This window comes from Kribbella kalugense, assembly GCF_004365875.1.
Lineage (GTDB): Bacteria > Actinomycetota > Actinomycetes > Propionibacteriales > Kribbellaceae > Kribbella > Kribbella kalugense.
Genome location: NZ_SODF01000001.1, coordinates 1,476,360 through 1,498,281 on the forward strand (window position 1 = coordinate 1,476,360; position 21,922 = coordinate 1,498,281).

Sequence of the window (21,922 nt, forward strand, 5' to 3'; positions counted from 1 at the left end):
TTCGACGACCCATTTTGGATCGTTCAGTCCATAACGTGCTAGGCTGGTCGACATGCCGAGACCGAGGACGTTCGACGAGGACGGCGCCGTCGATGCGGCGATGCGCGCGTTCTGGACCGCCGGGTACGAGGCGACCTCGACGCAGGACCTCTGCGACGCGACCGGCCTCGGCCGGAGCAGCATTTACAACACGTTCAGCAGCAAGCGCGACCTGTTCGACCGAGCGCTACGGCGGTACGTCGACCAGTTCACCGCGGCCCAGCTCGAGGTGATCCAGGACGCCGACGTACCGATCCGTGAGCGGGTACGGCGGATCCTGTGGACCGCGGTCGAGCCGGATCCGGTCGATCCGGCCGGCTGCTTCGTGATCAACACGATCGTGGAGCTCGGTCCGAAGGAGGCCGAGATCGTCGACCTGCTCGACCGGGACCACGAGGTCAAGCTGACCGCGCTGACGACCGCGATCGAGGCTGCCCAGGCCACCGGCGAGGTCGACTCGGAGCAGGATGCGGCCGGACTCGCGACGTACGTCTTCACCGTTCTCGGCGGTCTTCGGGTCGCCGCCCGCCGCAACGCCACTCCCGAGAGCCAACAGGCCGTCGTCGAGGCAACGCTTCGCAGCTTCTGACCCTCCGCGGCTCTTTGATCCAACTATGAGAGGACCTCATGCCTCGCGCTGTCTATCTGCTCGGCCTGGCGATCTTCGCGCAGGGCACGTCCGAGCTGATGCTCGCCGGTCTGCTGCCCGAGATCGCGTCCGACCTGGACGTATCTATCCCAGCTGCCGGCCTGCTGATCTCCGCGTTCGCCGTCGGCATGCTCGTCGGCGCGCCGATCCTTGCTGTCACCACTCTGCGCTGGTCCCGGCGCGCGGCGATGCTGTCCTTCCTGACGATCTTCGCCCTCACCCACGTCGCCGGCGCGCTCACTACGTCGTACGGCGTCCTGCTCGCGACCCGCGTCGCCGGAGCCTTCGTGTACGCCGGATTCTGGGCGGTCGCGTCGGTCACCGCGATCGAGCTCGCCGGACCGGAGGCTCGCGCCAAGGCGATGAGCATCCTGGCCGGCGGTCTCACGGTAGCCACGATCATCGGACTGCCCGCCGGAACGCTGCTCGGCCAGCATCTCGGTTGGCGGTCCGCGTTCTGGGCGGTCGCCCTGCTGTCGACTCTCTCGATGGCCGGCATCATGGCGACGATCCCGCGTGGTCGCAGTGAGAGCGTTCCGCAGCTGCGTCTGGAGCTGCGCAACATGGCGAACCCGCAGCTCTGGCTCGCGTACGCGACCACGGCGCTGTCGACCGGCGCGATCCTGGTGATCTTCAGCTACCTCGCTCCCCTGCTGACCGAGACGACCGGACTGTCGGACGGCTGGGTCCCGCTGGTTCTGGCGCTGTACGGCGTCGGCGCGCTGATCGGGATCACGATCAGCGGACGGAACGCGGACCGACGGCCGTTCAGCACGCTGGCCTTGAGCCTGACCGGGGTGATCGTCGCGGCCGTGGTCCTCGCGCTCACGACCGGGATCCCGTGGCTTGCCGTACCGGCGATCATTGCGGTCGGCACCTTTGGGTTCGCCAGCAACCCGGCGGTGAACTCGCGGGTGTTCAGCGTCGCCGGATCCGCGCCGACTCTGGCCGCGGCGTTCAACATCTCCGCGTTCAATGTCGGGATCACGGTCGGTCCGTGGCTCGGCGGGCTGGCGCTGGATGCGGGCGCCGGTTATCCGTCGGTCGGCTGGATCGGCGCGGGTCTCGGAGTACTGGCCGTCGGCACCATTCCGCTGGCGATCCGGGCGGCGCGGTCAGGTGACGTACGAGAGCGCGAGCTTGATGACCGGCTCGTAGGCCGCGCGAGCGGGTCCTGACCAGAAGTCGGGTCCGCAGACGACGTCCTCGGTGGTCATGCGGTAGATCAACGCCCGGATCAGCATCTGACCCCACTCCGGTAGGTGCGCCCAGCGGGCGGCGAGCTCCGGCTTAGCGTCGTACCAGCACAGCGCGTCGGCGACGGCGACCGCGGATGCCCAGGACGGCGGTCGCCAGTAGACGGGCCAGTCGATGATCGCCGGCGGGAGACCGTCGGCGAACATCACGTTCCCCGGCAGATCGCCGTGGACGACCTGGTCCACCAGCTCGACCGGCCGCCACACCTCGAGGAGCGGTCCGGTCAGGTCGACGTACCCCGGACTTCCGTTGAAGGACTGTTCGCCCCACGCGACCCGATCGCCGTCGGACCACGGATCCTCGCGGGTGTCGAGGAAGTCCGGCCGCGGCAACTCGGCAATGGCGGCGTGGAAGGCCACAGCCGCAGTGAGTACTTCGTCTTGTCGGCGTACGTCTGTCGCCCCGGGCAACAGTTCACTGGCTTCCCAGCCGAGCGCGATCCACTCACCGGACCGGCTTCGGACCGGGCGCGGCACCCGAAACTCGTCGGACTCCGGCAAAGTCGCCAGTACCTCGGCTCGCCAGACGCTCTCCGACACGACGCGCTTCAGGACGACCGCTCCGGATCGCCACGTGTCGCCTTGCCCGCCCGGCAGCAGCACAGCGGGCCCGGTCAGCGCGAACGCGTCCAGCACTTCACTCGAAGGACCAACCATGCCCGCACCCTGTCACTAAAGCGTGCGCGCTTCACCGGGTTTTCGTCAGCCGCGGGATAGGGTTCGGCGGTGACTGATCTCGACCTGTTCGGCGACCTCGACACCGCGGCTCTTCCGGAGCGGCAGCAGCGGATCCTGGTGGTGATCCGGGACTGGGTGACGCGGTACGGGTACCCGCCGAGCAGCCGGCAGATCGGGGACGCGGTCGGGCTGCGCTCCTCGTCGTCGGTGTCGAAGCACCTGGCCAGCCTTGAGGACAAGGGATTCCTGCGCCGGAGCCCGTCGGTCTCGCGGCCGATCGACGTCCGGATGTTCCTCCAGGACTCCGGCGCTGCTCAGACCAGTGACGACAACGTCCCGGTGCCGGTGGTCGGCGACATCGCGGCCGGTACGCCGATCTCCGCGGTCGAGCACGTGGACGACGTCATGCAACTCCCCCGCGGACTGACTGGCCGGGGCACCGTGTTCGGGCTGCGGGTGCGCGGCGAGTCGATGATCGACGCCGCGATCTGCGACGGCGACATCGTCGTGGTCCGCCAGCAGTCCGAGGCCCACTCCGGCCAGATCGTCGCCGCGATGATCGACGAGGAGGCGACCGTCAAGGTCTACCGCCGCCGCAACGGCCACGTCTTCCTAGAGCCCCGCAACCCCGCCTACGAAGTCATCGACGGCGACAACGCCACCATCCTCGGCATCGTCGTCTCAGTCCTCCGCAGCGTCTAACGTGCAGAAGAACAGGTAGTAGTGCCTGGCGCCTAGTACACCTGAGCGTGGCCGCACCCGTGCGTACGGCGTATCGCAGGTGTACTACCCGTTCTTACGTACACCAGTCAGCGCTCCAGGTTGGTTTTGACGCGAGCCAGGTTGGCTCGCATCTCCTTGCGGGACTGGGGCACGACCATCAGCGGGACCAGGAGTTTGCCGATTCCGTGGCCTTCGAAGTCGAGGTCGATGGTCAGCTTGCTGGCGTTGCGGCCGGTGATCGGCTCGACGGTCACGTTCACCGTGGCGCGGATCGGGCCGTCCTCGCCGCGGACCGCCCAGGCGCGCGGCGGGTCGAAGACGGTCAGCCGCGAGGTGACGTCCCGTTCACGCCCACCGATCTTGCGACGAGTCAGGCACATCGCGCCGACGACCGGTTCGCCGCCCTCCAGGTGGCCATCGGTCACGTTCGCCTGCCACTCCGGGAAGTGATCCGGATCCGTGACGTACGCGAACACGTCGTCCGCACTCCGCTCCACCTCGACCTGCGTCACAATCGATCCCATTGCTCCGGTCTCCTTCTCATTCGTCGGCCTTCGATCTGTTGACGAACGGCGTACCCCCGGATCCGACACGTTTGACGCCGAAGAGCGTCGAAATACCCGGCAAGACGGACAGCAGCCACGCTAGTACGGCGGACAGGGCGAAGGCGGTTGGCAGGAGGACGGCGTACTTGGCGCCTATCCCGGTGTCCCAGCGCACGACGTAGTACGCGATCGCGAGGATGATCGGCTGGTGCACGATGAAGTACGGCATCGCGGCGCGGGCCAGTGGGGTCGGTAACGGGCGTTGGAACGCCGGCGCGCGCATGCCGAAGCCAAGGACCGCGACCAACCAGCCCCACACGGCGATCGTGATGAGCGGCGAGTACCACAGGTACGCCCACGAGTAGCCCGGATCCGGCCACCAGCCGTCGAGGAAGTCGATGATCCCGGTGAGTACGCCGACCACGAACGCCGTGATGCCGACGATCAGCCCGGGTACGGCGTCCCGTCGTACCGCCGCGGTCAGCCGCTCGTCCGACATCACCACGAACCCGACGACGAAGAAGTCGAAGAAGAACACGAACTCGCCCCACCCGTGATCCGGCCCCGGCGCCGCGAGCAGCAGCAGGTGGATCGGGATGAGTGGCACCGCGAGCAACAGGATCGAGCCGCGTCGCTGACAGATCCGGGCAAGCCAGTCGACCCGGCCGCGGAAGAGCAGGAAGAGCGGCAGACCGAGTACGGCGAACTGGATCAGGTAGATCAGGAACCAGAGGTGATACGTGTCGCGCAACCAGAGCGGAGCATCGCCGGCGAGGTCACCGAAGAACGTCCGTACATCGCCGAAGAACGACTGACTCGACCGGCCCTTGTGGTGCTGCTCGATGAAGTACTGCAGCGGCGACAGCAGGACGTATGCGACGACGAACGGCACGAGCAACCGCAGAGCTCGCTCCCTGAGGAACGCGAGCCCGCTCCGCCAGCGCAGCGCCAACCACGACGCCGCACCCGAGATCATGAAGAAGAACGCCAGCCCCCACAGCCCGAGGAACGCGATCGCCATCGAGATCCCCTCGCTGGTCTGCGCGTTCTTCACGTGCCAGTCGCCGTCGTCGAACGGGCGCAGCGTGTGGAAGACGAACACCCCGAAGACCGCGAGTACTCGTAGCCAATCGAGGAACCACAACCGTTCGCCCCGCCCCTGAACACCCATGGTTGCAAGGATGGTGGCTCAGTGGGCCAGGCGCTCGCGCAACAGGTCGAGTTGGGCTGGATTGGCCGTTCGCTCGGCTGCTAGTTCGTCTGCCTGGCGCGCCTCGGCGTTGCGGCCGAGCTCGCGGAGGAACTGCGCTCGGGTCGCGTGGAACAAGGGATAGCTGTCGAGTGCGAGCTGATCGAGCTCTGCCAGCGCGACCGCCGATCCTTCGACGTACGAGACGGCGATCGAGCGGTGCAGGCAGGTCACGGGGCTCGGCTGCAGGGTCAGGAGCATGTCGTACAGCACGAGGATCTGCGGCCAGTCCGTCTCGGACCAGGTCGGCGCCTCGCTGTGGCAGGCGGCGATGGCGGCCTGCAATTGGTAGGGACCAGGAGCGTGGTGGCGGTGTGCGGTCCGGGTGAGGAGTGCTGTCGCTTCGGCGATCGCGGCGTGGTCCCAGAGGGTGCGGTCCTGGTCCTCGAGCAGGATGAGGTCGCCGGCCGGGGTGAAGCGGGCCGCCGTACGGGCTCGGTGGAGGCGGATCAGGGCGAGCAGGCCGGCGACTTCGGGCTCGTTGGGTAGGAGGCCGTGGAGTAGGGCGGTCAGCCATTCGGCGTCGTCGACGAGGTCGCGGGAGTGCGCGCGTTCCGCCGTACTGGACAGGTAGCCCTCGTTGAAGAGCAGGTAGATGACGGTCAGTACTTCGGTGAGTCGCTCGGGGAGCTCGTCGTCGCGTGGGATCCGGTACGGGATGCCTGCGTCGGTGATCTTGCGTTTCGCCCGGGTGATGCGTTGTGCGACGGCCGATTCGGAGGCGAGCAAGGCAGCCGCGATCTGTGCGGTCGTTAGGCCGCACACCACGCGCAGCGTGAGCGCGACCTGCGCCTCGCGAGCCAAGGCCGGGTGGCAGCAGGTGAAGATCAGCCGCAGCCGGTCGTCCGGCGGAGGCTGCACGGGAGGCTCGAACGCGGCCAGCTTGCTGCGATAGTTCTGCTGCCGGCGCAGTACGTCGAGCCCTCGGCGTTTCGCGACCGTGAACAGCCAAGCGTCCGGCCGGTCGGGCACACCCTCGACCGGCCAGCGCTTGAGCGCGATCTCGACCGCGTCCTGGACCAGGTCCTCGGCGGCGGAGAAGTCGCCGAGCAACGACACCAGTGAACCGGCCAGCCGGCCCGCGTGGTCACGCACCACGCGAGCCAGCTCGTCGTCGGTGTTCACATTTCTGCTACCGGACGGATCTCGATCACTGGGCAGGCGGGCCAGGTCCGGACCATCCGCAGCGCCTCATCCAGGTCCTCGACGTCGATCTCGGTGAACCCGGAGACGACCTCCTTGCCCTCGATGAAGGGTCCGTCGGTCGTCATCAGTGCGCCACCGTCCAGCCGGACCGTGGTCGCGGTCTCCCGGCCCTGCAGCTTCTGCCCGCGGTCGCTGATCTTGTCCCGGTGGTCGTCGAACCACTGGTACACCCGCCGGTACGCCTCCTCCCGCTCGGCCGGCCCCTTCGCCTCGAACTCCTTGGCGAACTCCTCGGTCTCGATGAACATCAGCACGTACTTCACACCCGAACCTCCTTCCGGACAGTCTTGCTCAGGACGCGGCCAGGTTGGCGTAGAGATCGACACCGTTCCCGGACGGATCGGCGACGGTCGCGTAACGCATTCCCCACGGGGCGTCGAACGGCTCCTGCCAGCCGGTCACGCCGGCGGCCACCAGTTCGGCGTACGTCGAGTCGACCTCGGCCGGCCCGTCGTACTCGAAGGTCAGGAAGGTCCGTCCCTGCTTCGGCGGCGTCCAGTTCTCGGTGGTCTTGCTGCGCAGGTCGTCGGTGTCGAGCATCAGGTGCAGCCCGTTCGGCAGGTCACAGCCGGCGTGGCTGTCCGGCATGTACGGGTCGCGGACGAACTCGAGGCCGAGCCGGCCGTAGAACTCGATCGCGGCTCCGAGGTCCGACACGACGATGTCGATGGCTTTCACAGTGGTAGGCACTGCTGTCTCCTAGCGATGGTGAGCTAACTGTCATCTAGGAGACGATCGGCGTACGGGCGTTTGCGACAGTCTGGCATCGTGTGCGCATGAAGCACCCGATCTTTGCTCGGATGTATGCGCGAGTCCGGCCTGCCATGGACCGGGAGGGCGCGAGTGAGCACCGGCGTCGGCTGTTGGCCGGGGCAGTCGGTCGGGTGGTGGAGATCGGTGCGGGTGACGGCGGCAACTTCGCGCACTATCCGGCTGAGGTTGTCAGCGTTCTCGCGGTTGAGCCTGAGCCTTATCTGCGCGCGCAGGCGCGGGAGTCCGCCGTACGCGCGCCTGTGCCGGTCGAGGTTGTCGAGGGTACGGCGGAACGGTTGCCGGCTGGGGATGCGTCAGCGGATGTGGTTGTCGTCTCTCTGGTCCTGTGTTCTGTGCCGGATCAGCAGGTGGCGCTCGCTGAGGCGGCCCGGGTACTGCGGCCTGGTGGTGAGCTCAGGTTCTACGAGCACGTCGCGGCGGACGGCGGGCGGCTGGAGACGGTGCAGCGTTTCGCGGATGCGACTGTCTGGTCGTTGCTCGCGGGCGGTTGTCATGTACATCGCGACACCGCGGCTGCGATCGAGGCGGCGGGGTTCGTGATCGAGGAGATCGATCGGTTCGAGTTCCCGGCCGACCGGCCGAACCCGGCGCGTCCGCACATCCTCGGCCGGGCGCGACGCTGACCTCAGTTGTGGTTGGGGCCGTCGTCGGAACCGGACTTCCCAGAGCCATGCTTGCCGGAGGTCGGCTTGCCGGTGGTCGTCTTCCCACTGCTCGGGCGGGTCCCGCCCTTGTCGTCCCCCGGCTCGGTCGTGCTGCTGGACTTCGGAGTACGAGTGCGGTCGCCACCGTGGTCGTCCACAGTCGGCGTGGGCGTGACCTTCTCGCTCTGCGGCGTGATCTTCTCCGGCGGCGGAAACCACAAGGGAGCCGGCGACTGCCCTGGCGCACCCGGATCGAACGCCGACCACACCGCTGTGCCTCCAGCCACCAATCCAGCGGCCGCAACCACTCCGAGCAGGCCAGTGCCGGCCCAGGCCAGGTAGCGCCGCGTACGGCGGGGTGCCACGGGGTCGGACTGACCGGCGTGCAGGACGACCGGCCGTCGGCGTACGTCGTCGGCGCTGTTCTGCGGGTGGTCGTCCATGGTTCGATCGTGTCTCATCGAGCGGTCCGAGCACCATCGGACGTTGGTACTAGTACCTACTCCTCACGGCGTTGGCGCTGGGCCCAGAGGGCGGCCTGGGTGCGGTCGGTGACGCCGAGGCGCTGGTAGACATTCGTGAGGTGCGCCTTGACCGTCCGCTCGCTGATGCCGAGCCGCCGAGCGATCGTCTTGTTCGGCAGACCTGCGCCGACCATGTCGAGCACCTCCTGCTCCCGGTCGGTCAGCTTCGTCTCGGGACCAGGCGACCGCCGGTTCGTCAGTAGTACCCGCGCGGCCTTCGGATCCAGTGGCGAGCCGCCCGACACGATCTCCCGGATCCCGGCCAGGATCACCTCAGGCTCACTGTGCTTCAGCAGATACCCCTCAGCCCCGGCCTGCAGCGCATCCAGAATCCGCGCCTGATCACTGAACGACGTCAGCACCAGCACATGCACCTCGGGAGCCGCCGCCACGATCCGCCCGGTCGCGGTGATCCCGTCGGTGCCCGGCATCGACAGATCCATCAGTACGACGTCCGGCCGCAATTCGGCCGCCATCGTCGCCGCCTCGGCCCCGTCCCCGGCGGCTCCGACCAGCTCGATGTCATCCGCCGTACCCAGCAATTGGGACAAGCCGGTCCGCACGATCGCGTGGTCGTCGGCAATCAGAACCCGGATCACACTGGTACCTCGGCTTCCACCCGTGTCCCCTGGCCGGGCGCAGCCCGGACGGTCAGCGTTCCGCCCGACTCCGCGAGCAGGTCGCCGATCGAGCGTAGCCCGAGGTGACCGTCACTGCTCCGCTCGCCGAGCCGCGACTCGTCGAATCCACGCCCGTCGTCGTCCACGATCAGCACGCCCCGCCCGTCCACCCGACTCGCCTTGATGAGCACGCTCCGGGCTTCGCTGTGCGCCGCGACGTTCCGCACCACCTCCTGCGCAGTACGGAACAACAAGGCCGCGACAGCCGGCGGCAAGTCCTCCGCCCCATCGGTCTCTAGGCGTACTTCGACCCCCGTCCGCTCCAGCCCCGCCGCCAATTCGGCCAACGCCGACGTCAGTCCTTCCTCGGCGAGGTTCGGTGGATAGATGTCCACTAGCAACGACCGCAGTGAGCCGATGCTCGCCCGCAATCGGCTCGCGCTGTCCGCGATCAACTCGGCCCGCTGCCCGTCGGTCGGGTGCCCGAGCCGCATCGCATCCAGCGCATAGTTCAGCCCGGTCAGCTCCTGTACGACGCCATCGTGCAACTCCCCCGCGATCCGCCGGCGCTCGGCATCGGACGCGTCGACCGCATGCTGCAGCAACCGCTCCCTGTCTCGTTGCTGCCGCTGCACCCGCCGCGCCAGCGACCAGGCGAACGGAATCTGCACCAGCTCCAGCACCAGCAACGCACCCAGCGACGGCGGCGCGAACCGCTGCCACGCGGCCTGCCCCGCCTCGGTGACCGCCTGGTACTGAAAGTACGCCTCGAACAGCATCGGTTCGCCGTTGATCCCGCGCACCCCGACGTACACCTCGAGCAGCTTCTTGTATGGGATCTCGAACTTGTTCTCCGGCCGGCTCAGATCGCTGACCTCGGACGCACTACTGCCCTGCCGCTGCAGCGCTTCCTGCTCCTCCGGTCCCAGTGGAAACTGCTGACCGATCAACCGCGGCTCGTCCGAGTACACGATCCGCCCGTCCGCGTTCCACAACTTCACCCGGACCAGCGACCCCTGGAGCACGTACTTCCGCATCGCCTGGTCGAACGCCGTGAGTGCCGCAGGCTGCCCAGCGATCACCGCGGCGTCCAGCCGCGGCTCGACCACACCCCGCGCCGTCACGTACGTCACCTGTCGAGCCGACTCGGTCGCCTGCTCCACACCGGCCTGCCGCGCGACGAACGCAATCAGCGCAGCCAGCGAGAGCAGCACGATCAAACCGGCTGCGGTGAACCGCACGAGCAGGCCGACCGTAGAGATCGGCTTGCTGTCCGCGCGTCGGAGTCTTCCCATGTCAGGGATCGTATGGTGCACCCCGCGCCGTAAGGCAGCCCGACAACGGTCCTAGTACCAAGGTCCACTACCAAAGCCGACCAACGCGCGACGAGCGTGGTCGGCATGAAACTTCCGCTGTCGCTCGCAGTCGCCGGGCCCGCCGCACGAGCTGAGCTTCCTGCTCTGGCTGCCGCGGCCGGCCTCGTCGTACTGCGAGTTGGCGCGGTGCTCGTCCGCCCGTGGCCGCTGGCGCTCGCCGTCGACCACGCGCTCGGCCCGAAGCCGACCGCCAATCCGGTCGCCGTACTCGGACTGGCCGCGGCTGGCAGCGTTGTCCTGTCTGCGGTCATCGGGCTGCTCGACATGGCGAGCCTGCGGACGGTCGAAGGCGCTGCTGAGCGGATCGGTGCGTCACTCCGGGCGACGATGTTCCAGCGCACGATGACCCGATCGCTTCGCTGGCATGATCGGATGCGCAGCGGCGAGCTCGTCTCGCGGCTCACCACCGACGTCGGCCGCCTGCTGGACGCAGTCGTCGCGGTGACCACGTCGTTCCTGCCCGATGCGGTGATGCTGGTCGGCGTACTCGCCCTGTTGGTTGCCTTCGACCCCGAGCTCGCTCTGATCGGGCTGGCCGTCGCACCGGTGCTCGGCGTCCTCGCGGTCCGGCAACGCCGACGGATCCGGGCCGCTCAGCAGGACGCCCGTACCGAGTCCGGACGGTTGGCCGGGGCAACGACCGACCTGCTCCGGAACGTCCGCGCCGTCCAGGCCTTCGGCCGGATCGACCGGGCCGCCGCGATCTTCGGCACCCGGAACCGTGCCGTCCTCGACGTCGAACTCCGCGCCATCGACGTGGACGCCCGCTGGACTCCGATGGCGGACATCGTCCTGGCGATCGGCGCCGCCATCGTCCTGGTCATCGGCGGGCGACATGTCCTGAGCGGCGCTCTGACCGTCGGCCAACTCCTGGTCGTACTGGCCTATCTCCGCGACCTCTACTCCCCCGTCCGCGGCCTGACCCGACTGTCCGTCGTACTCGCCAAAGCCGGCGCCAGCGCCGCCCGGGTCCGCGAGGTACTCGACTGCGACGAGGCCGTCGAGGACCGGTACGACGCTCGCCCGGCGCCGCGCCTCCACACCGGCATCCGGTTCGAACAGATCTCCTTCGGCTACGAACCCGGACGCCCGGTGCTCGACCACTTCGACCTCGACATCGCGGCCGGCGAGACCGTCTGCCTGCTCGGTCCGAGCGGCATCGGCAAGAGCACCACGCTCCACCTACTACTTCGCCTGTACGACGTCGACGCCGGACGGATCCTGATCGACGGGGTGGACCTCCGCGACTGCGATCAGCGGAGTCTGCGCGACCGGTTCGCCTTCGTCCCGCAGGACCCGTGGCTGCTGGACGCGACCATCGCCGAGAACATTGCCTTCGGCAACCAGAACGCGACCCGGGCGGGTGTGGTCGCGGCCGGCCGGTCCGCGCTGGTGGACGAGTTCGCCGACCGGCTGCCGTTCGGCTACGACACCCCGCTCGGCGAAAGCGGCGTACGACTGTCCGGTGGTCAGCGCCGCCGGGTCGCACTCGCCCGGGCCGCGGTCTCGTCGGCGCCGATGGTGCTGCTCGACGAGCCGACCGCGTCGCTCGACCCGGTCTCCGCGGCCGCCGTGATCAATGCGATCCGGACCACGACCGCACACCGCACGGTCCTGCTCGTCACCCACGATCGCGACCTGGCGGCCATCGCCGACCGGGTCGTCACGCTCGACCACCAACTCGCCGGAAGGAGGTGAACCTCATGCGTATCAAGCCAGTCATGCACCACGGGCGGTCCCGGAGCCGGTCCCGTTCGCGCAGCCGCAGCCGTTCCCGCAGCCGCTCGCGCGGCTGACCCACCAGCCTGCCGCCGGGCCACCACCCGGCGGCAGGCTTCGACCCTTCTGGAGACTGATCATGCTCATCGACACTGCTACCGATGACGTGGACGGACTGGCTGTCTGGGACTGGGCCGAAGGCTGCGAACTGCCGGGCGGAACATTCGCCATCGACCGCCTCGGCGTCGGCCACCGCTCCGAGACCTGGCTGGTCTGGTCGGTCGCACTCTGGGCACCCGCCGTACTCAAAGCGGCCCGGCCCCATCAAATCCATCACCCCCGCGCCGTCAAGTCCCTCCGCCGCGAGACCGCCGCGCTGTCCGGCAACCTGCACCCGGCCGTCCCCAGACTCCTGGCCGACGGCACGGACGAAGCGATCCCGTACATCTTGGTCGAGTACGTCGACGGCCCGACCCTCGCCGACGAGCTCGAGGACAACGGCCTGCTCACCGGGCCCGAGGCCGCACTGCTCGGAGCACAACTGCTCCCTGCGCTGATGGCCCTCCACCATCGCGGCCTCGCACACCTGGACGTCAAACCCGACAACGTGGTCCTGCGCGACGGGCGACCCGTGCTGATCGACTACGGCAGTGCGAGGCGGCTGGGCAGCGAGCAACCGGCCGGTCATCCTGTCGGCACGGAAGGCTATGCCTCGCCCGCCCAAGAAGCCTGCGAGCCAGTGTCCGCCGCGATGGACCTTTACAGCCTCGGCCGAACCCTCGCCGAGGCTTGCGGCGAGCTGCCCGACAGCCTGCAACTCCTCCTCGCGCCGCAACCCAACTCAGCTGAAGCTTTGACAGCGCTCGCGGACGCGGCCGGCGAACTCCGGCCGTGGCCCGAATGGCTCAGGGCGTGAGGTCCATCGCCGCGCGCCCCTCCGGGAAGTACGTCGGGACCGATACCTGGTCGTGCACGACCATCCACTGTCCGTCGATCTTCTGCCACGCCGACGTCCAGCGCAGCCAGTAGTCGATCTTGCCGCCGTTGCTCAGACTGGCGTTCATATGGTTGAGGCTGTAGACGACGGCGAGGTTGCCGTCGACAAGCACGGTCAGGTCGCGGGTCTCGTACTCGAGCGGCAGCTGGAACATCGTGAAGACCTGCTTCCAGTTCGCCGCCTTCTTCTCCGCGCCGAGGTGCCGGAGCGGCGCTTCGATGTCGAACGAGACGATGTTCGGCGCGAAGATCGTCTTGAGCGTCTCCAGATCACCGGTGCGGACGGCGTCGAGCAGGCTCTCGATACGCTCGCGGATATCGACTTCGGCCAGTGCGTTCTGTGTGGCGTTGTCTGTGGTCATGATCGGTACGACGAGACAGCCGCGCGGACTGTCAGACGTCACAGTTCGCCGGGCTGTCCCGTCGTACGGGTATGAACGAGGAGAGGAGCGCCATGAGCGAGCCGGGTCTGAGCGCGATCATGAGCGAGCGGCGGCAGCTGATCAACCTCGCCTACCGGCTGCTCGGATCGCTGGCCGACGCGGAGGACGTGGTCCAGGAGACGTACGCCCGCTGGTACGCGATGTCGCCGGCCGAGCAGCAGGCGATCGACAACCCGGCCGCCTGGCTGACCAAGGTCGCCAGCCGGGTCTGTCTCGACCTGCTGAGGTCCGCGCGATCGCGACGCGAGCGGTACGTCGGCGAGTGGATCCCGGAGCCGTTGCCGGAGAGCACCGAATGGCACACCGGCCAGCCCGGGACCGCCGATCCGGCCGATCGGGTGACGCTGGACGAGTCGGTGAACATGGCGTTCCTCGTCGTCCTCGACGCGATGACACCGGCCGAGCGGGTCGCGTTCATCCTGCACGACGTCTTCCGCTACCCGTTCCCCGAAGTCGCCGAGATTGTCGGCCGGACCCCGGCCGCCTGCCGGCAGCTCGCCTCGTCGGCGCGGCGCCGGATCCAGGATGCCGAGATTCCGGCGGCGCCGTCGCCGCGTCGGGCGGAGCTGATCCGGCAGTTCAAGGCAGCTTGGGAGTCGACCGACATCGCGGCGCTCGTCAACCTGCTCGACCCCGACGTGACGGCGGTCGCCGACGGCGGTGGCGTGGTGCAGGCCGCGCTCGCTCCGGTCCACGGTGGCGTCAATGTCGCGCAGTACTTCACCGGCCTGCCCATCTTCCAGCTCGGCCGCACGTTGCTCGAGCGGACGGTCAACGGCCAGCCGGGTCTGGTGATCCAGTTCGAGGGTGTCACCGAGACCGTGATCGCGTTCGACGTGGACGGCGACCACATCACCAACATCTGGGCGGTCAGGAACCCGGAGAAACTGCACCCCTGGACGAACTGACCAGCGTCATCACGGTCTCCTGGGCGCAGGCCTTGTTCACGCCGATCCCACCGCGAGCGCCGCGTTTGATCCAGCCCGCCACGTAGTGACCGGGCCGGTCGACGACGGCGCCGCGGACGTTGGGGACGATCCCGCGCTCCGGGTCGAACGGCAGTCCTTCGATCGGCTTCCCCTCGAACCCGATCGCGGTGAACAGGTTGCCCGCAGCAATCGTCTCGCCATCGTCGAGCGTGAGCCCTTCGGGGCTCCATGCCGTCGGGCGGGCGTGGTAGCGCAGCTCAACCCGATCACCAGCTGCGGCCAGCAGTTCCTGCAGCGCTGACTGCGTGTACGCCGCTTCGGCGGGACCGCGTCGGCCGAGCAGCACGACTTCCTTGATCCCGCTGGCCGCGAGGGTCTCACGTACCTCGGCCGGGACGTTTGCCGATCGCAACCGTTCGTCGCCGCTCAACAGCATCCGCGCCAGGTCGAGCGCGACGTTTCCGTTGCCGACGACAACCGCACGCGGACCGACGAGGTTGACCGGCAAGGTCGCTCCCGGCCGACCGTTGCACCAGGCAACGAAGTCTTCCGCGGTGCAGGCCGCGTCCTCGCCGGCGAGTCCGAGCCGACGGCTCCGGCGGGCGCCGACGGCGTGGACCACAGCGTCGTACCCGTCCGGCAGCTCCTCCGCGGCGGATCTGTTCCGCAGCTCGCTTGCGTCGCTTCCCGGGTGCCAGCGCACGCGTCGGTGCTCGACGATCCGCTCGAAGGTGTCGATGATCTGCTTGGTCTTCGGATGATCCGGCGCGACGCCGTACCGCACGAGCCCGCCCACCTGCTCGAGCCGGTCGACCAGCGTCACCTCGGCCGTTGTCCGCAGCAACAACTCGCGGGTCGCATACATCCCGGCCGGCCCGGCCCCGACCACCAGCACCCGCCGCGGCCCACCACCCCAAACCTGGTACGACGGCGGCTCCCAAGTATCGAGGTCCATCGCCTCAAGCGGCTCCCGATCGGCGAAGTACTCAAGGTTCCGCTCGACATCCTCAGGCGCCGCCTGATCGGCCGGCTGGGCCGCGTCGACCGGGCAGATGTCCGCGCACGCTCCGCAGTCGATGCACGTCCGCGGATCGACGAACAGGCTCACGCCCGTGCCGAATCCGGGCTCACCGGGCGACGGATGGATGCTGTTCATCGGGCAGGCGGCGACACAGCTCGCGTCCGAGCAGCACTCCCCCGAGATCGCGTAGCTCACAGCAGACCGGTCCGCCGATACACCCGGCTCGCGGCCGGCGTCAGCAGCCCGACCGAGCCGAGGAAGTCCATCAGGTTCGAACAGCTTGTCCGCAGCAACGACCGGTGATGCTCGTTCCGCCGCGCCTCGCGGACCGCCCGGTCAGCATCCAGGCCGACGTTCGCATAGACCTCGCGGCTCACCATGCTGGACACGATCATGTCCGCCGCGATCGCGATCACCAGCGCACTCACCCAGCGCCGACCGCGACTCGCCCCAGCGAGACGGTCCCGAGTCTCCTCGCGGGCGAACACCATGTGCCGCGACTCCTCGACGACATGGATGTGGTTCACCGTCCGGACCAGCGGCTCGACCCGGCGATCACGCATCCAGTCCCGCTGCATGACGTCCAGGACTTCCTCTGCCACCAGAATCGCGGCGTACGCCGACTCGCCGGTGGCGACCGTCTTGAACATCCGCCCGAGCTCCCGGGCCAGCAACCGCGGCCGGTACGACGGCTCGACCAACCGCTCCGTCGCCCGCGCGAACATGATCGAGTGCCGGCACTCGTCGGCGATCTCGGTCAGCGCCCACTGGAACTCGGCACTCCGCGGCTGCTTGTCGTACACGTCCCGCAGGATCATCTGCTGCAGGATCAGCTCGAACCAGATCCCGGTCGTCGCCACCGACGCCGACTCGTGCCGGGTCAGCTCCCGCTGCTGTGTGTCGGTCAGCTCGTCCCAGTACGGCGTGCCGTAGAGCGTGCTCCACTCCGGCGACATCCCGTACCCGTCGCCGATCGGCGCATCCCAGTCGATCTCGGTCTCCGGATCCCGGGACAACCGGGCGGCCGATCCGAGCAACCGCTGAGCGGTCTCGTCCATCCCACACCTCCGGCGCGATATGACATCGTCTATGTAACATAGCCGCTGTCCTAACCGCGCACAAGAGTCAATGAGTGAAGCTGAACAGGCTCTGACCGGTGACCAGCGGATCGGGCACGCCGTTGAAGCGGTGAACACCGACCCCGAATCCGGCGTCAGGTTCCGACACCCACACCCGCTCGAAGCCACGCGACTCGAACCACTCGCAGATCGTCGGTACGAGGTCCGGTTCTTCGCGATGGCGGGTCCAGATCACCGTGGCGCCGGTGCGGCACAACTGTGGACTCGCGTCGACGGTCCGCTGGATGTCCTCGGGCGAGATGTTGCCGAAGATCCCGCACAGCAGAACCAGCTCAGCCGGCACCACGCCGACGTACTGATCCGTCAGGGACGCGTCACCGGTGACAACCTCAACCTGGTCGAAGTCGCCGGCCCGCTCCCGCGCGGAGGCCGCTAGCTTGGGGTCCAGCTCGACGAGTCTGGCCTGAACGTCCGCCCGCCGCGGATGATCCGCCAGCACCTCGAGCAGGTCCCGGCCCTGCCCCGCACAGAGGCTGACCACCGGAACCGGACCGGCCGGCGCACGATCCAGTGCGTCCCGGACCTGCGCCTTCACGGCCTCCAGGCGACGGGACAGTTCGGATCCAGGTTCGTCGTACCGCTGATGCCACGTCTGCCAATCCATGCCCGGAAGGCTATTGGCCACCACCGACACTCCGGTCGAGCAGGTCGAAGGCCCGGTTGATCAGGGCAACCACTCGATCCCGGATCTCGTCGGCCTCGACTCCCTCCTGCGTCCAAAGCTCGACCATCCGCAGTGCGAGCGGATGAATGCTGAACACCTGATGCGCCAGGACTCGCGCGGTCAACTCGTCCACCTCGGTCGCCAGCGCGGCAGCGACCGCATCCTCGTGCCACGCCCACATCTGCTGACCCTTGGCCTGCAGCAACGCACTGCTGCCCAGGATCTTGCGGAAGTGCGCCGTCGCGCCGCTCGGATGATCCGCGAACCGTCCCAGCGACCGCCGGCGCAGGCCGGCGAGCAGACTCTCCCCGTCCCGCCTGTCCGCGACCGCCTCCAGCCAGCGCTGCTCGATCTCCTCGGCGCGGTCGAAGAACAGGTCCTCCTTGGCCGGGAAGTAGTTGAACACGGTCTTCACCGACACGTCCGCCGCCGCGGCGACCTCGGCGACCGTGGTCTGGTCGAAGCCGCGCTCGGCGAACAACGCCAACGCCACATCGGCGATCCGCGCCCTGGTCTCCCGTTTCTTGCGTTCCCGCAGGCCGGTTTCCGCCATCTCCGCAACCTCCTTGCGACGCAAGCTTACATCCGGCTATAACTTTATAGTCGAGTGTAATTTTATCCCAGAGTGTAGGAGACCATCATGGCGCGGACTTCGGTGCTGATCGTCGGAGGCGGGCTCGTCGGCCTGTCGGCGGCACTGTTCCTGCAGTACCACGGCGTGGACTTCGTGCTGGCCGAACGCCGTACCGGTGCGTCGGTGTTGCCGAGGTCGCGCGGTGTGCACGTGCGGACGGTCGAGCTGTTCCGGCAGATCGGTATCGAGGACCGGGTGCAGAAGGTCGCCGCGACGGCGTTGAAAGCCGGTGCGTTCGGCGGCGCGCGCCACGGCCGCAACCTGATCGACTCCGAGGCGCTCGATCTCAAGGCCATCCACAAGATGGGGCTCGGCCTCGACCCGAGTCCGGCGAACTTCTGCTTCTGCCCGCAGGTGCTGCTGGAGCCGGTGCTGGCCGACATCGCGAGAGAACGTGGTGGCGATGTGCGGTTCGGCACTGAGCTGACGGCGTTCAGCGCCAGCCCTGACGGGGTCACGGCAACGATCGGCGGCGAGCAACTCGAAGCCGATTATCTCCTTGCCGCTGACGGCACCGGTAGCGGGATCCGGACCGAGCTCGGCATCACCGGCTGGACCCTGCCGCCGACGCATCAGTACCTGAATGTCTTCGTCCACGCCGACCTGACCGAGATCGTCACCGGACGCACATTCAGCCAGTGCGAGGTCGCGAACGAGGTGGTCCGCGGCATGATCCTCGCGAAGAACAACACTGACGAGTGGTCGTTCCACCTCGAGTACGACGACACTCCCCCGGACAACCCGCTCGAACAGATCCACGCGGCAATCGGCAAGGAAGGTATGGACGATATCGACGTCGAGATCCTTGCCCGCAGCACCTGGGACACCCGGGTCCACGTCGCCGACGAGTACCGTCGCGGCCGGGTCTTCCTGGCCGGCGACGCGGCGCACCAGCACGCACCCTGGGGTGGGTACGGCGCCAACACCGGAATCGCCGACGTGCACAACCTGACGTGGAAGCTCGCGATGGTGCTGAACGGACACGCCACACCGGATCTTCTGGACACCTACGAGCCTGAGCGGCGGCCCCGCGCCGTACTCGCCGCGGAGCAGGCACGCCTCCGGACCGACTTCCTCGGCCGCTACGGCATCGAGACGCCCGCCAACGCCGCCGAGGTGGCGCAGCAGATCGACACCGGCGCGATCATGATGCGCTACAGCTATGCAAGTGATGGGTACGTCGACGAGCTGACCGGTCAGGTAGGCACCCGGCTGCCACACGTCGCGCTGTCGAACGGTCAGTCCACGCTCGATCTCTGTGGGCCGGGGTTCGTGATCCTGGCTGGGCCGGACGCCCCGGACTTCGGTGAGACCGTCCCGGTGCACCGGATCGGGAAGGGCACGGAGCTGGTCGATGTCGACGGCGATTGGGCCGATCGGATCGGTCTGTCCGCGGACGGCGCGTTGCTGGTTCGGCCGGATCAGCATGTCGCCGCGCGCTCCGATGCCGGTCTCACCCCGGCTACTCTGGCCACTTACCTGCCGTAGCTCGGTCGATCTGTAACCTCACAGTGACAGAAGGGCAGGAACTTCAGGGGCCGATGGATAGTTGTCTTTGAGGGTCCTGGGGGCAACTGGAGGAGAGTCATGGCAAGGCGTGTCGAACAAAAAGCTGCGGCCCGTCAGCGGATCGCAGCGCAGCTGGCCGCCCAACAGGCGGCAGAGCGGCGACGGCGCCTGCTGCTCGCGGTCGGAGCGGTCGTACTGGTCGTGGTGATCGTCGGCGGGCTGGTGACGATCCGGCTGGTCGGCGGCGGCAAGAAGACGGCGACCGGTCCGACCGGTGCGGCCGACTCGGCTCTCATGACCGCGCTCACCTCGATCCCCGAGTCGACCTTCTCCGCAGTCGGCTCCGCCGGCGTCACGGTCGCACCGTCGGCGATCAACAACGCGCCGGCGCTCACCGACAACGGCAAGCCGAAGGTGCTCTACATCGGCGCGGAGTACTGCCCCTTCTGCGCCGCCGAGCGTTGGCCGGTCACGGTCGCGCTGATGCGGTTCGGCACGTTCAGCGGTCTCGGTACGACGCATTCGGCGGCCGCCGACATCCACCCGAACACACCGACGCTGTCGTTCCACGGAGCGACGTACACCAGTCAGTATCTGGCGTTCACCGGTGTCGAGACGACGACCAACGAGCCGGAGGGCAACTCCTACAAGGCGCTCGACACTCCGACGGCCGCGGATCAGCAGACGCTGCAGACCTACGACAACCCGCCGTACGTCGACAAGGACAGCGCCGGATCGATCCCGTTCATCGACCTCGGCAACAAGTTCGTCGGGTCCGGAGCGACGTACGACCCGGATCTGCTGGCCGGTAAGACCCAGCAGCAGGTCGCCGACGCGCTGAAGGACCCGTCCAGCCCGATCGCGAAGGCGGTCATCGGGTCAGCCAACGTCTACACCGCGGCGATCTGCAAGCTGACCAACAACCAGCCGGCGAACGTCTGCTCGTCCGCGGCCGTCACCGCGGCTGCCGGCAAGCTCGGCGCTGCGAAGGCCTGAGGGATGACGGAATCGAACGTGGGCACCGTGCAGCGGTCGTCTCGGGCGCCCCTCGGAGTGATCCCGTGGGCGACCCTGGTGGTGTCGATCGCCGGCCTCGCGGTCGCGGCGTACCTGACCTATGAGCACTTCACGGCGGGTACGACGCTGGCGTGCCCGGAGACCGGGGTGGTGAACTGCGCCAAGGTCACCAGCAGCCAGTACTCGAAGGTTCTCGGGATCCCGGTCGCGCTGCTCGGGCTCGGCTTCTTCGTCGGGATGACTGCGCTCTCGGTGCCGCCGTTATGGCGCACCTCTTCGCCCTGGCCGGGACGCCTGCGGCTGGCCGCCGTACTCGTCGGTGTCGTGTTCATCTGCTACCTGATCTGGGCCGAACTGTTCCAGATCAACGCGATCTGCCTGTGGTGCACGGTCGTCCACGCCCTGACCCTGGTCCTGTTCGCCCTCGTCATCATCCGCCAGGCCCTGCTCCCACCCACCTCATGAACTGAGGCCCATTCGGGTACTCGGACGGCATGACTGAGTACGCCGGGGCTGAGAAGTGGGTGCCGCGGGACGGTGGGATGCGGAAGCTACGCGCCACCATCGGGGACTGCCGCGGCTGTGACCTGTGGAAAGACGCCGAGCGGTCCGTGCCGGGCGAAGGACTGGTCCGGGCGCGGATGATGCTGGTCGGCGAGACTCCGGGTGATCACGAGGACAAAGAAGGGCACGTCTTCGTCGGGCCGGCCGGGCAGCTGCTCGACAAGGCGCTGGTCGAGGCCGGGATCGAACGGTCCGAGGTCTACCTCACCAACGCGGTCAAACACTTCCGCTTCGAACTGCAGGGCAAGCGCCGGATCCACAAGACCCCGTCCGCCGGCCAGATCGACGCCTGCTCCCCCTGGCTGCAGCGCGAACTCGCGATCGTGAAGCCTGACCTGGTCGTCATCCTCGGCGCGGTCGCCGCCCGATCCCTGATGGGCACCGGCTTCAAGGTGACAGAGCGCCGCGGCGAAGCCGTCAAACTCCCCGACGGCCGCGCCGCGCTCGCAACCGTGCACCCCTCCGCGGTCGTCCGCTCCCAGAACTTCCGCCGCGACTTCGCCCAGTTCGTCGACGACCTCCGCACGGCGGCCAGCCTGCTCGATTAGCGCCCGACGGCCTTCTCGAGCTGAGCCTTCGTCATCTTCGAGCGGCCCTTGATGTTCTTGTGCTTCGCCTCGTTGTAGAGCTGCTCCTTGGTCCGGCCCTTCGACCCGCTGTGCGAGCGGAGGCCGCCGCGCCGGCCCGACGAGATGTCGTCCGTCGAGGTCCGGCTCGCCTCCTTCGCCTCACCCGACCGGGCACGTTCCTTGTTCACCGTCCGGGCCGCGATCTCCTCGGCGACGTCCTCGCTGCGACCCCGGTCCTTCAGGCCCGCCTTGATGTGCTCGTACTGCCGTTCCCGCTTACGGCTCGCTCCTGCAGGCATCGTGATGCCTCCTTTCAACCGCCTGTCCGGTACCCGGCGACGGCGGCCACATTCACGGGCTGACGGACGCGCTGGGGTCCGGTAGGGGTGGTTGGACGGGACTGAGGGTAGGATGGGTAGTCGATCGCGCATACAG

27 protein-coding genes are annotated in these 21,922 nt (G+C 68.1%); 11 read left to right on the forward strand and 16 right to left on the reverse strand.

The window, feature by feature from the left end; translation table 11 throughout:
* The first annotated feature begins 52 nt into the window (after nucleotides 1–52).
* Together EV650_RS06920 and EV650_RS06925 are read left to right on the forward strand one after the other, a co-directional pair.
* Nucleotides 53–628, forward strand: a complete 576-nt coding sequence (locus EV650_RS06920; RefSeq protein WP_134116486.1) for a TetR/AcrR family transcriptional regulator — start codon at nucleotides 53–55, stop codon at nucleotides 626–628.
* A gap of 38 nt (nucleotides 629–666) precedes the next feature.
* On the forward strand, nucleotides 667–1,866 hold the full coding sequence (locus tag EV650_RS06925; protein ID WP_134116488.1) for a Cmx/CmrA family chloramphenicol efflux MFS transporter: 1,200 nt from the start codon (nucleotides 667–669) through the stop codon (nucleotides 1,864–1,866).
* Here the strand turns inward: EV650_RS06925 and EV650_RS06930 are convergent.
* Nucleotides 1,804–2,601 (reverse strand): TIGR02569 family protein, encoded by a 798-nt coding sequence (locus EV650_RS06930; RefSeq protein ID WP_238174059.1) that lies wholly within the window; start codon nucleotides 2,599–2,601, stop codon nucleotides 1,804–1,806. The genes EV650_RS06925 and EV650_RS06930 overlap by 63 nt on opposite strands.
* Before the next feature lie 69 nt (nucleotides 2,602–2,670).
* Here EV650_RS06930 and lexA point away from each other — a divergent pair, with 69 nt between their 5' ends.
* The gene (gene lexA / locus EV650_RS06935) at nucleotides 2,671–3,324 is read left to right on the forward strand and encodes a transcriptional repressor LexA (protein ID WP_134116490.1); all 654 of its coding nucleotides are present in this window, start codon (nucleotides 2,671–2,673) and stop codon (nucleotides 3,322–3,324) included.
* Nucleotides 3,325–3,431: 107 nt separating this feature from the next.
* Here lexA and EV650_RS06940 read toward each other — a convergent pair whose 3' ends face one another.
* The 5 genes from EV650_RS06940 to EV650_RS06960 are packed head-to-tail and all read right to left on the reverse strand — an operon-like array spanning nucleotide 3,432 to nucleotide 7,035.
* A complete protein-coding gene (locus tag EV650_RS06940; RefSeq protein ID WP_134116493.1) occupies nucleotides 3,432–3,869 on the reverse strand; it encodes an SRPBCC family protein in 438 nt (145 codons plus the stop codon).
* Nucleotides 3,870–3,885: 16 nt separating this feature from the next.
* A complete protein-coding gene (locus EV650_RS06945) occupies nucleotides 3,886–5,061 on the reverse strand; it encodes an acyltransferase family protein (protein WP_134116496.1) in 1,176 nt (391 codons plus the stop codon).
* Nucleotides 5,062–5,079: 18 nt separating this feature from the next.
* Nucleotides 5,080–6,264 carry an RNA polymerase sigma factor gene (locus EV650_RS06950; protein ID WP_134116498.1) on the reverse strand — a complete coding sequence of 395 codons (1,185 nt, stop codon included), beginning with the start codon at nucleotides 6,262–6,264 and terminating at the stop codon, nucleotides 5,080–5,082.
* Nucleotides 6,261–6,608 (reverse strand): YciI family protein, encoded by a 348-nt coding sequence (locus EV650_RS06955; protein WP_134116500.1) that lies wholly within the window; start codon nucleotides 6,606–6,608, stop codon nucleotides 6,261–6,263. Before EV650_RS06955 ends, EV650_RS06950 begins: the two co-directional genes overlap by 4 nt.
* A 28-nt stretch (nucleotides 6,609–6,636) precedes the next feature.
* Nucleotides 6,637–7,035, reverse strand: a complete 399-nt coding sequence (locus EV650_RS06960; RefSeq protein WP_134116502.1) for a VOC family protein — start codon at nucleotides 7,033–7,035, stop codon at nucleotides 6,637–6,639.
* 86 nt (nucleotides 7,036–7,121) lie between these two features.
* On the opposite strand from EV650_RS06960, the gene EV650_RS06965 reads away from it, so the two are divergent.
* The gene (locus tag EV650_RS06965; RefSeq protein ID WP_202874418.1) at nucleotides 7,122–7,742 is read left to right on the forward strand and encodes a class I SAM-dependent methyltransferase; all 621 of its coding nucleotides are present in this window, start codon (nucleotides 7,122–7,124) and stop codon (nucleotides 7,740–7,742) included.
* A 2-nt stretch (nucleotides 7,743–7,744) separates the two neighbouring features.
* Here EV650_RS06965 and EV650_RS06970 read toward each other — a convergent pair whose 3' ends face one another.
* The 3 genes from EV650_RS06970 to EV650_RS06980 are packed head-to-tail and all read right to left on the reverse strand — an operon-like array spanning nucleotide 7,745 to nucleotide 10,202.
* Nucleotides 7,745–8,206, reverse strand: a complete 462-nt coding sequence (locus EV650_RS06970; RefSeq protein ID WP_134116507.1) for a hypothetical protein — start codon at nucleotides 8,204–8,206, stop codon at nucleotides 7,745–7,747.
* A 56-nt stretch (nucleotides 8,207–8,262) separates the two neighbouring features.
* Nucleotides 8,263–8,886: a response regulator gene (locus EV650_RS06975; protein ID WP_134116509.1), complete on the reverse strand. Its 624-nt coding sequence runs from the start codon at nucleotides 8,884–8,886 to the stop codon at nucleotides 8,263–8,265.
* Nucleotides 8,883–10,202 carry a sensor histidine kinase gene (locus tag EV650_RS06980; protein ID WP_134116511.1) on the reverse strand — a complete coding sequence of 440 codons (1,320 nt, stop codon included), beginning with the start codon at nucleotides 10,200–10,202 and terminating at the stop codon, nucleotides 8,883–8,885. The genes EV650_RS06975 and EV650_RS06980 overlap by 4 nt, the downstream gene beginning before the upstream one ends.
* 105 nt (nucleotides 10,203–10,307) lie before the next feature.
* Between EV650_RS06980 and EV650_RS06985 the strand changes: the two genes are divergently transcribed.
* Complete coding sequence (locus EV650_RS06985) at nucleotides 10,308–11,981, forward strand: ABC transporter ATP-binding protein (protein ID WP_134116513.1); 1,674 nt, start codon at nucleotides 10,308–10,310, stop codon at nucleotides 11,979–11,981.
* A 21-nt stretch (nucleotides 11,982–12,002) separates the two neighbouring features.
* Here the strand turns inward: EV650_RS06985 and EV650_RS40290 are convergent, their stop codons facing one another.
* On the reverse strand, nucleotides 12,003–12,149 hold the full coding sequence (locus EV650_RS40290; RefSeq protein WP_166678049.1) for a hypothetical protein: 147 nt from the start codon (nucleotides 12,147–12,149) through the stop codon (nucleotides 12,003–12,005).
* Between EV650_RS40290 and EV650_RS06990 the strand changes: the two genes are divergently transcribed.
* Nucleotides 12,142–12,918: a serine/threonine-protein kinase gene (locus EV650_RS06990; protein ID WP_166678050.1), complete on the forward strand. Its 777-nt coding sequence runs from the start codon at nucleotides 12,142–12,144 to the stop codon at nucleotides 12,916–12,918. The two genes, EV650_RS40290 and EV650_RS06990, sit on opposite strands and share 8 nt — an antisense overlap.
* Here EV650_RS06990 and EV650_RS06995 read toward each other — a convergent pair.
* Nucleotides 12,908–13,360, reverse strand: a complete 453-nt coding sequence (locus EV650_RS06995; RefSeq protein WP_134116517.1) for a YybH family protein — start codon at nucleotides 13,358–13,360, stop codon at nucleotides 12,908–12,910. The genes EV650_RS06990 and EV650_RS06995 overlap by 11 nt on opposite strands.
* 92 nt (nucleotides 13,361–13,452) lie before the next feature.
* On the opposite strand from EV650_RS06995, the gene sigJ reads away from it, so the two are divergent.
* Nucleotides 13,453–14,349, forward strand: coding sequence for an RNA polymerase sigma factor SigJ (gene sigJ / locus EV650_RS07000; RefSeq protein ID WP_134116519.1), 897 nt, complete (start codon nucleotides 13,453–13,455; stop codon nucleotides 14,347–14,349).
* Here the strand turns inward: sigJ and EV650_RS07005 are convergent.
* The 4 genes from EV650_RS07005 to EV650_RS07020 all read right to left on the reverse strand — a co-directional run bounded on the left by EV650_RS07005 (nucleotide 14,312) and on the right by EV650_RS07020 (nucleotide 17,747).
* A complete protein-coding gene (locus EV650_RS07005; protein WP_134116521.1) occupies nucleotides 14,312–15,586 on the reverse strand; it encodes an FAD-dependent oxidoreductase in 1,275 nt (424 codons plus the stop codon). The genes sigJ and EV650_RS07005 overlap by 38 nt on opposite strands.
* Nucleotides 15,583–16,449 carry an AurF N-oxygenase family protein gene (locus tag EV650_RS07010; protein WP_134116523.1) on the reverse strand — a complete coding sequence of 289 codons (867 nt, stop codon included), beginning with the start codon at nucleotides 16,447–16,449 and terminating at the stop codon, nucleotides 15,583–15,585. Before EV650_RS07010 ends, EV650_RS07005 begins: the two co-directional genes overlap by 4 nt.
* Before the next feature lie 67 nt (nucleotides 16,450–16,516).
* On the reverse strand, nucleotides 16,517–17,134 hold the full coding sequence (locus EV650_RS07015) for a class I SAM-dependent methyltransferase (protein WP_134116525.1): 618 nt from the start codon (nucleotides 17,132–17,134) through the stop codon (nucleotides 16,517–16,519).
* A 10-nt stretch (nucleotides 17,135–17,144) separates the two neighbouring features.
* Nucleotides 17,145–17,747 carry a TetR family transcriptional regulator gene (locus EV650_RS07020; RefSeq protein ID WP_134116527.1) on the reverse strand — a complete coding sequence of 201 codons (603 nt, stop codon included), beginning with the start codon at nucleotides 17,745–17,747 and terminating at the stop codon, nucleotides 17,145–17,147.
* Nucleotides 17,748–17,834: 87 nt separating this feature from the next.
* Here EV650_RS07020 and EV650_RS07025 point away from each other — a divergent pair, with 87 nt between their 5' ends.
* The 4 genes from EV650_RS07025 to EV650_RS07040 all read left to right on the forward strand — a co-directional run bounded on the left by EV650_RS07025 (nucleotide 17,835) and on the right by EV650_RS07040 (nucleotide 21,466).
* On the forward strand, nucleotides 17,835–19,316 hold the full coding sequence (locus tag EV650_RS07025) for an FAD-dependent monooxygenase (RefSeq protein WP_134116529.1): 1,482 nt from the start codon (nucleotides 17,835–17,837) through the stop codon (nucleotides 19,314–19,316).
* 99 nt (nucleotides 19,317–19,415) lie between these two features.
* Entirely contained in the window at nucleotides 19,416–20,333 is a 918-nt protein-coding gene (locus EV650_RS07030; protein WP_134116531.1) for a DUF929 family protein, read from the forward strand.
* Nucleotides 20,334–20,336: 3 nt separating this feature from the next.
* Nucleotides 20,337–20,819, forward strand: coding sequence for a vitamin K epoxide reductase family protein (locus EV650_RS07035; RefSeq protein ID WP_134116533.1), 483 nt, complete (start codon nucleotides 20,337–20,339; stop codon nucleotides 20,817–20,819).
* A gap of 29 nt (nucleotides 20,820–20,848) precedes the next feature.
* Nucleotides 20,849–21,466: a UdgX family uracil-DNA binding protein gene (locus EV650_RS07040; RefSeq protein ID WP_134116535.1), complete on the forward strand. Its 618-nt coding sequence runs from the start codon at nucleotides 20,849–20,851 to the stop codon at nucleotides 21,464–21,466.
* Here the strand turns inward: EV650_RS07040 and EV650_RS07045 are convergent.
* On the reverse strand, nucleotides 21,463–21,786 hold the full coding sequence (locus EV650_RS07045; protein ID WP_134116537.1) for a plasmid stabilization protein: 324 nt from the start codon (nucleotides 21,784–21,786) through the stop codon (nucleotides 21,463–21,465). The two genes, EV650_RS07040 and EV650_RS07045, sit on opposite strands and share 4 nt — an antisense overlap.
* Nucleotides 21,787–21,922 lie beyond the last annotated feature (136 nt).

Excerpts from the sequence above, each read along its gene's own strand:
- EV650_RS06920 (WP_134116486.1), top strand. The coding sequence starts at position 53 with ATGCCGAGACCGAGGACGTTCGACGAGGACGGCGCCGTCGATGCGGCG.
- EV650_RS06925 (WP_134116488.1), top strand. The coding sequence starts at position 667 with ATGCCTCGCGCTGTCTATCTGCTCGGCCTGGCGATCTTCGCGCAGGGC.
- EV650_RS06930 (WP_238174059.1), bottom strand. The coding sequence starts at position 2,601 with ATGGTTGGTCCTTCGAGTGAAGTGCTGGACGCGTTCGCGCTGACCGGG.
- EV650_RS06940 (WP_134116493.1), bottom strand. The coding sequence starts at position 3,869 with ATGGGATCGATTGTGACGCAGGTCGAGGTGGAGCGGAGTGCGGACGAC.
- EV650_RS06945 (WP_134116496.1), bottom strand. The coding sequence starts at position 5,061 with ATGGGTGTTCAGGGGCGGGGCGAACGGTTGTGGTTCCTCGATTGGCTA.
- EV650_RS06965 (WP_202874418.1), top strand. The coding sequence starts at position 7,122 with ATGAAGCACCCGATCTTTGCTCGGATGTATGCGCGAGTCCGGCCTGCC.
- EV650_RS06970 (WP_134116507.1), bottom strand. The coding sequence starts at position 8,206 with ATGGACGACCACCCGCAGAACAGCGCCGACGACGTACGCCGACGGCCG.
- EV650_RS06980 (WP_134116511.1), bottom strand. The coding sequence starts at position 10,202 with ATGGGAAGACTCCGACGCGCGGACAGCAAGCCGATCTCTACGGTCGGC.
- EV650_RS06985 (WP_134116513.1), top strand. The coding sequence starts at position 10,308 with ATGAAACTTCCGCTGTCGCTCGCAGTCGCCGGGCCCGCCGCACGAGCT.
- EV650_RS06990 (WP_166678050.1), top strand. The coding sequence starts at position 12,142 with ATGCTCATCGACACTGCTACCGATGACGTGGACGGACTGGCTGTCTGG.
- EV650_RS40290 (WP_166678049.1), bottom strand. The coding sequence starts at position 12,149 with ATGAGCATGATCAGTCTCCAGAAGGGTCGAAGCCTGCCGCCGGGTGGT.
- EV650_RS06995 (WP_134116517.1), bottom strand. The coding sequence starts at position 13,360 with ATGACCACAGACAACGCCACACAGAACGCACTGGCCGAAGTCGATATC.
- sigJ (WP_134116519.1), top strand. The coding sequence starts at position 13,453 with ATGAGCGAGCCGGGTCTGAGCGCGATCATGAGCGAGCGGCGGCAGCTG.
- EV650_RS07010 (WP_134116523.1), bottom strand. The coding sequence starts at position 16,449 with ATGGACGAGACCGCTCAGCGGTTGCTCGGATCGGCCGCCCGGTTGTCC.
- EV650_RS07015 (WP_134116525.1), bottom strand. The coding sequence starts at position 17,134 with ATGGATTGGCAGACGTGGCATCAGCGGTACGACGAACCTGGATCCGAA.
- EV650_RS07020 (WP_134116527.1), bottom strand. The coding sequence starts at position 17,747 with ATGGCGGAAACCGGCCTGCGGGAACGCAAGAAACGGGAGACCAGGGCG.
- EV650_RS07025 (WP_134116529.1), top strand. The coding sequence starts at position 17,835 with ATGGCGCGGACTTCGGTGCTGATCGTCGGAGGCGGGCTCGTCGGCCTG.
- EV650_RS07030 (WP_134116531.1), top strand. The coding sequence starts at position 19,416 with ATGGCAAGGCGTGTCGAACAAAAAGCTGCGGCCCGTCAGCGGATCGCA.
- EV650_RS07035 (WP_134116533.1), top strand. The coding sequence starts at position 20,337 with ATGACGGAATCGAACGTGGGCACCGTGCAGCGGTCGTCTCGGGCGCCC.
- EV650_RS07040 (WP_134116535.1), top strand. The coding sequence starts at position 20,849 with ATGACTGAGTACGCCGGGGCTGAGAAGTGGGTGCCGCGGGACGGTGGG.
- EV650_RS07045 (WP_134116537.1), bottom strand. The coding sequence starts at position 21,786 with ATGCCTGCAGGAGCGAGCCGTAAGCGGGAACGGCAGTACGAGCACATC.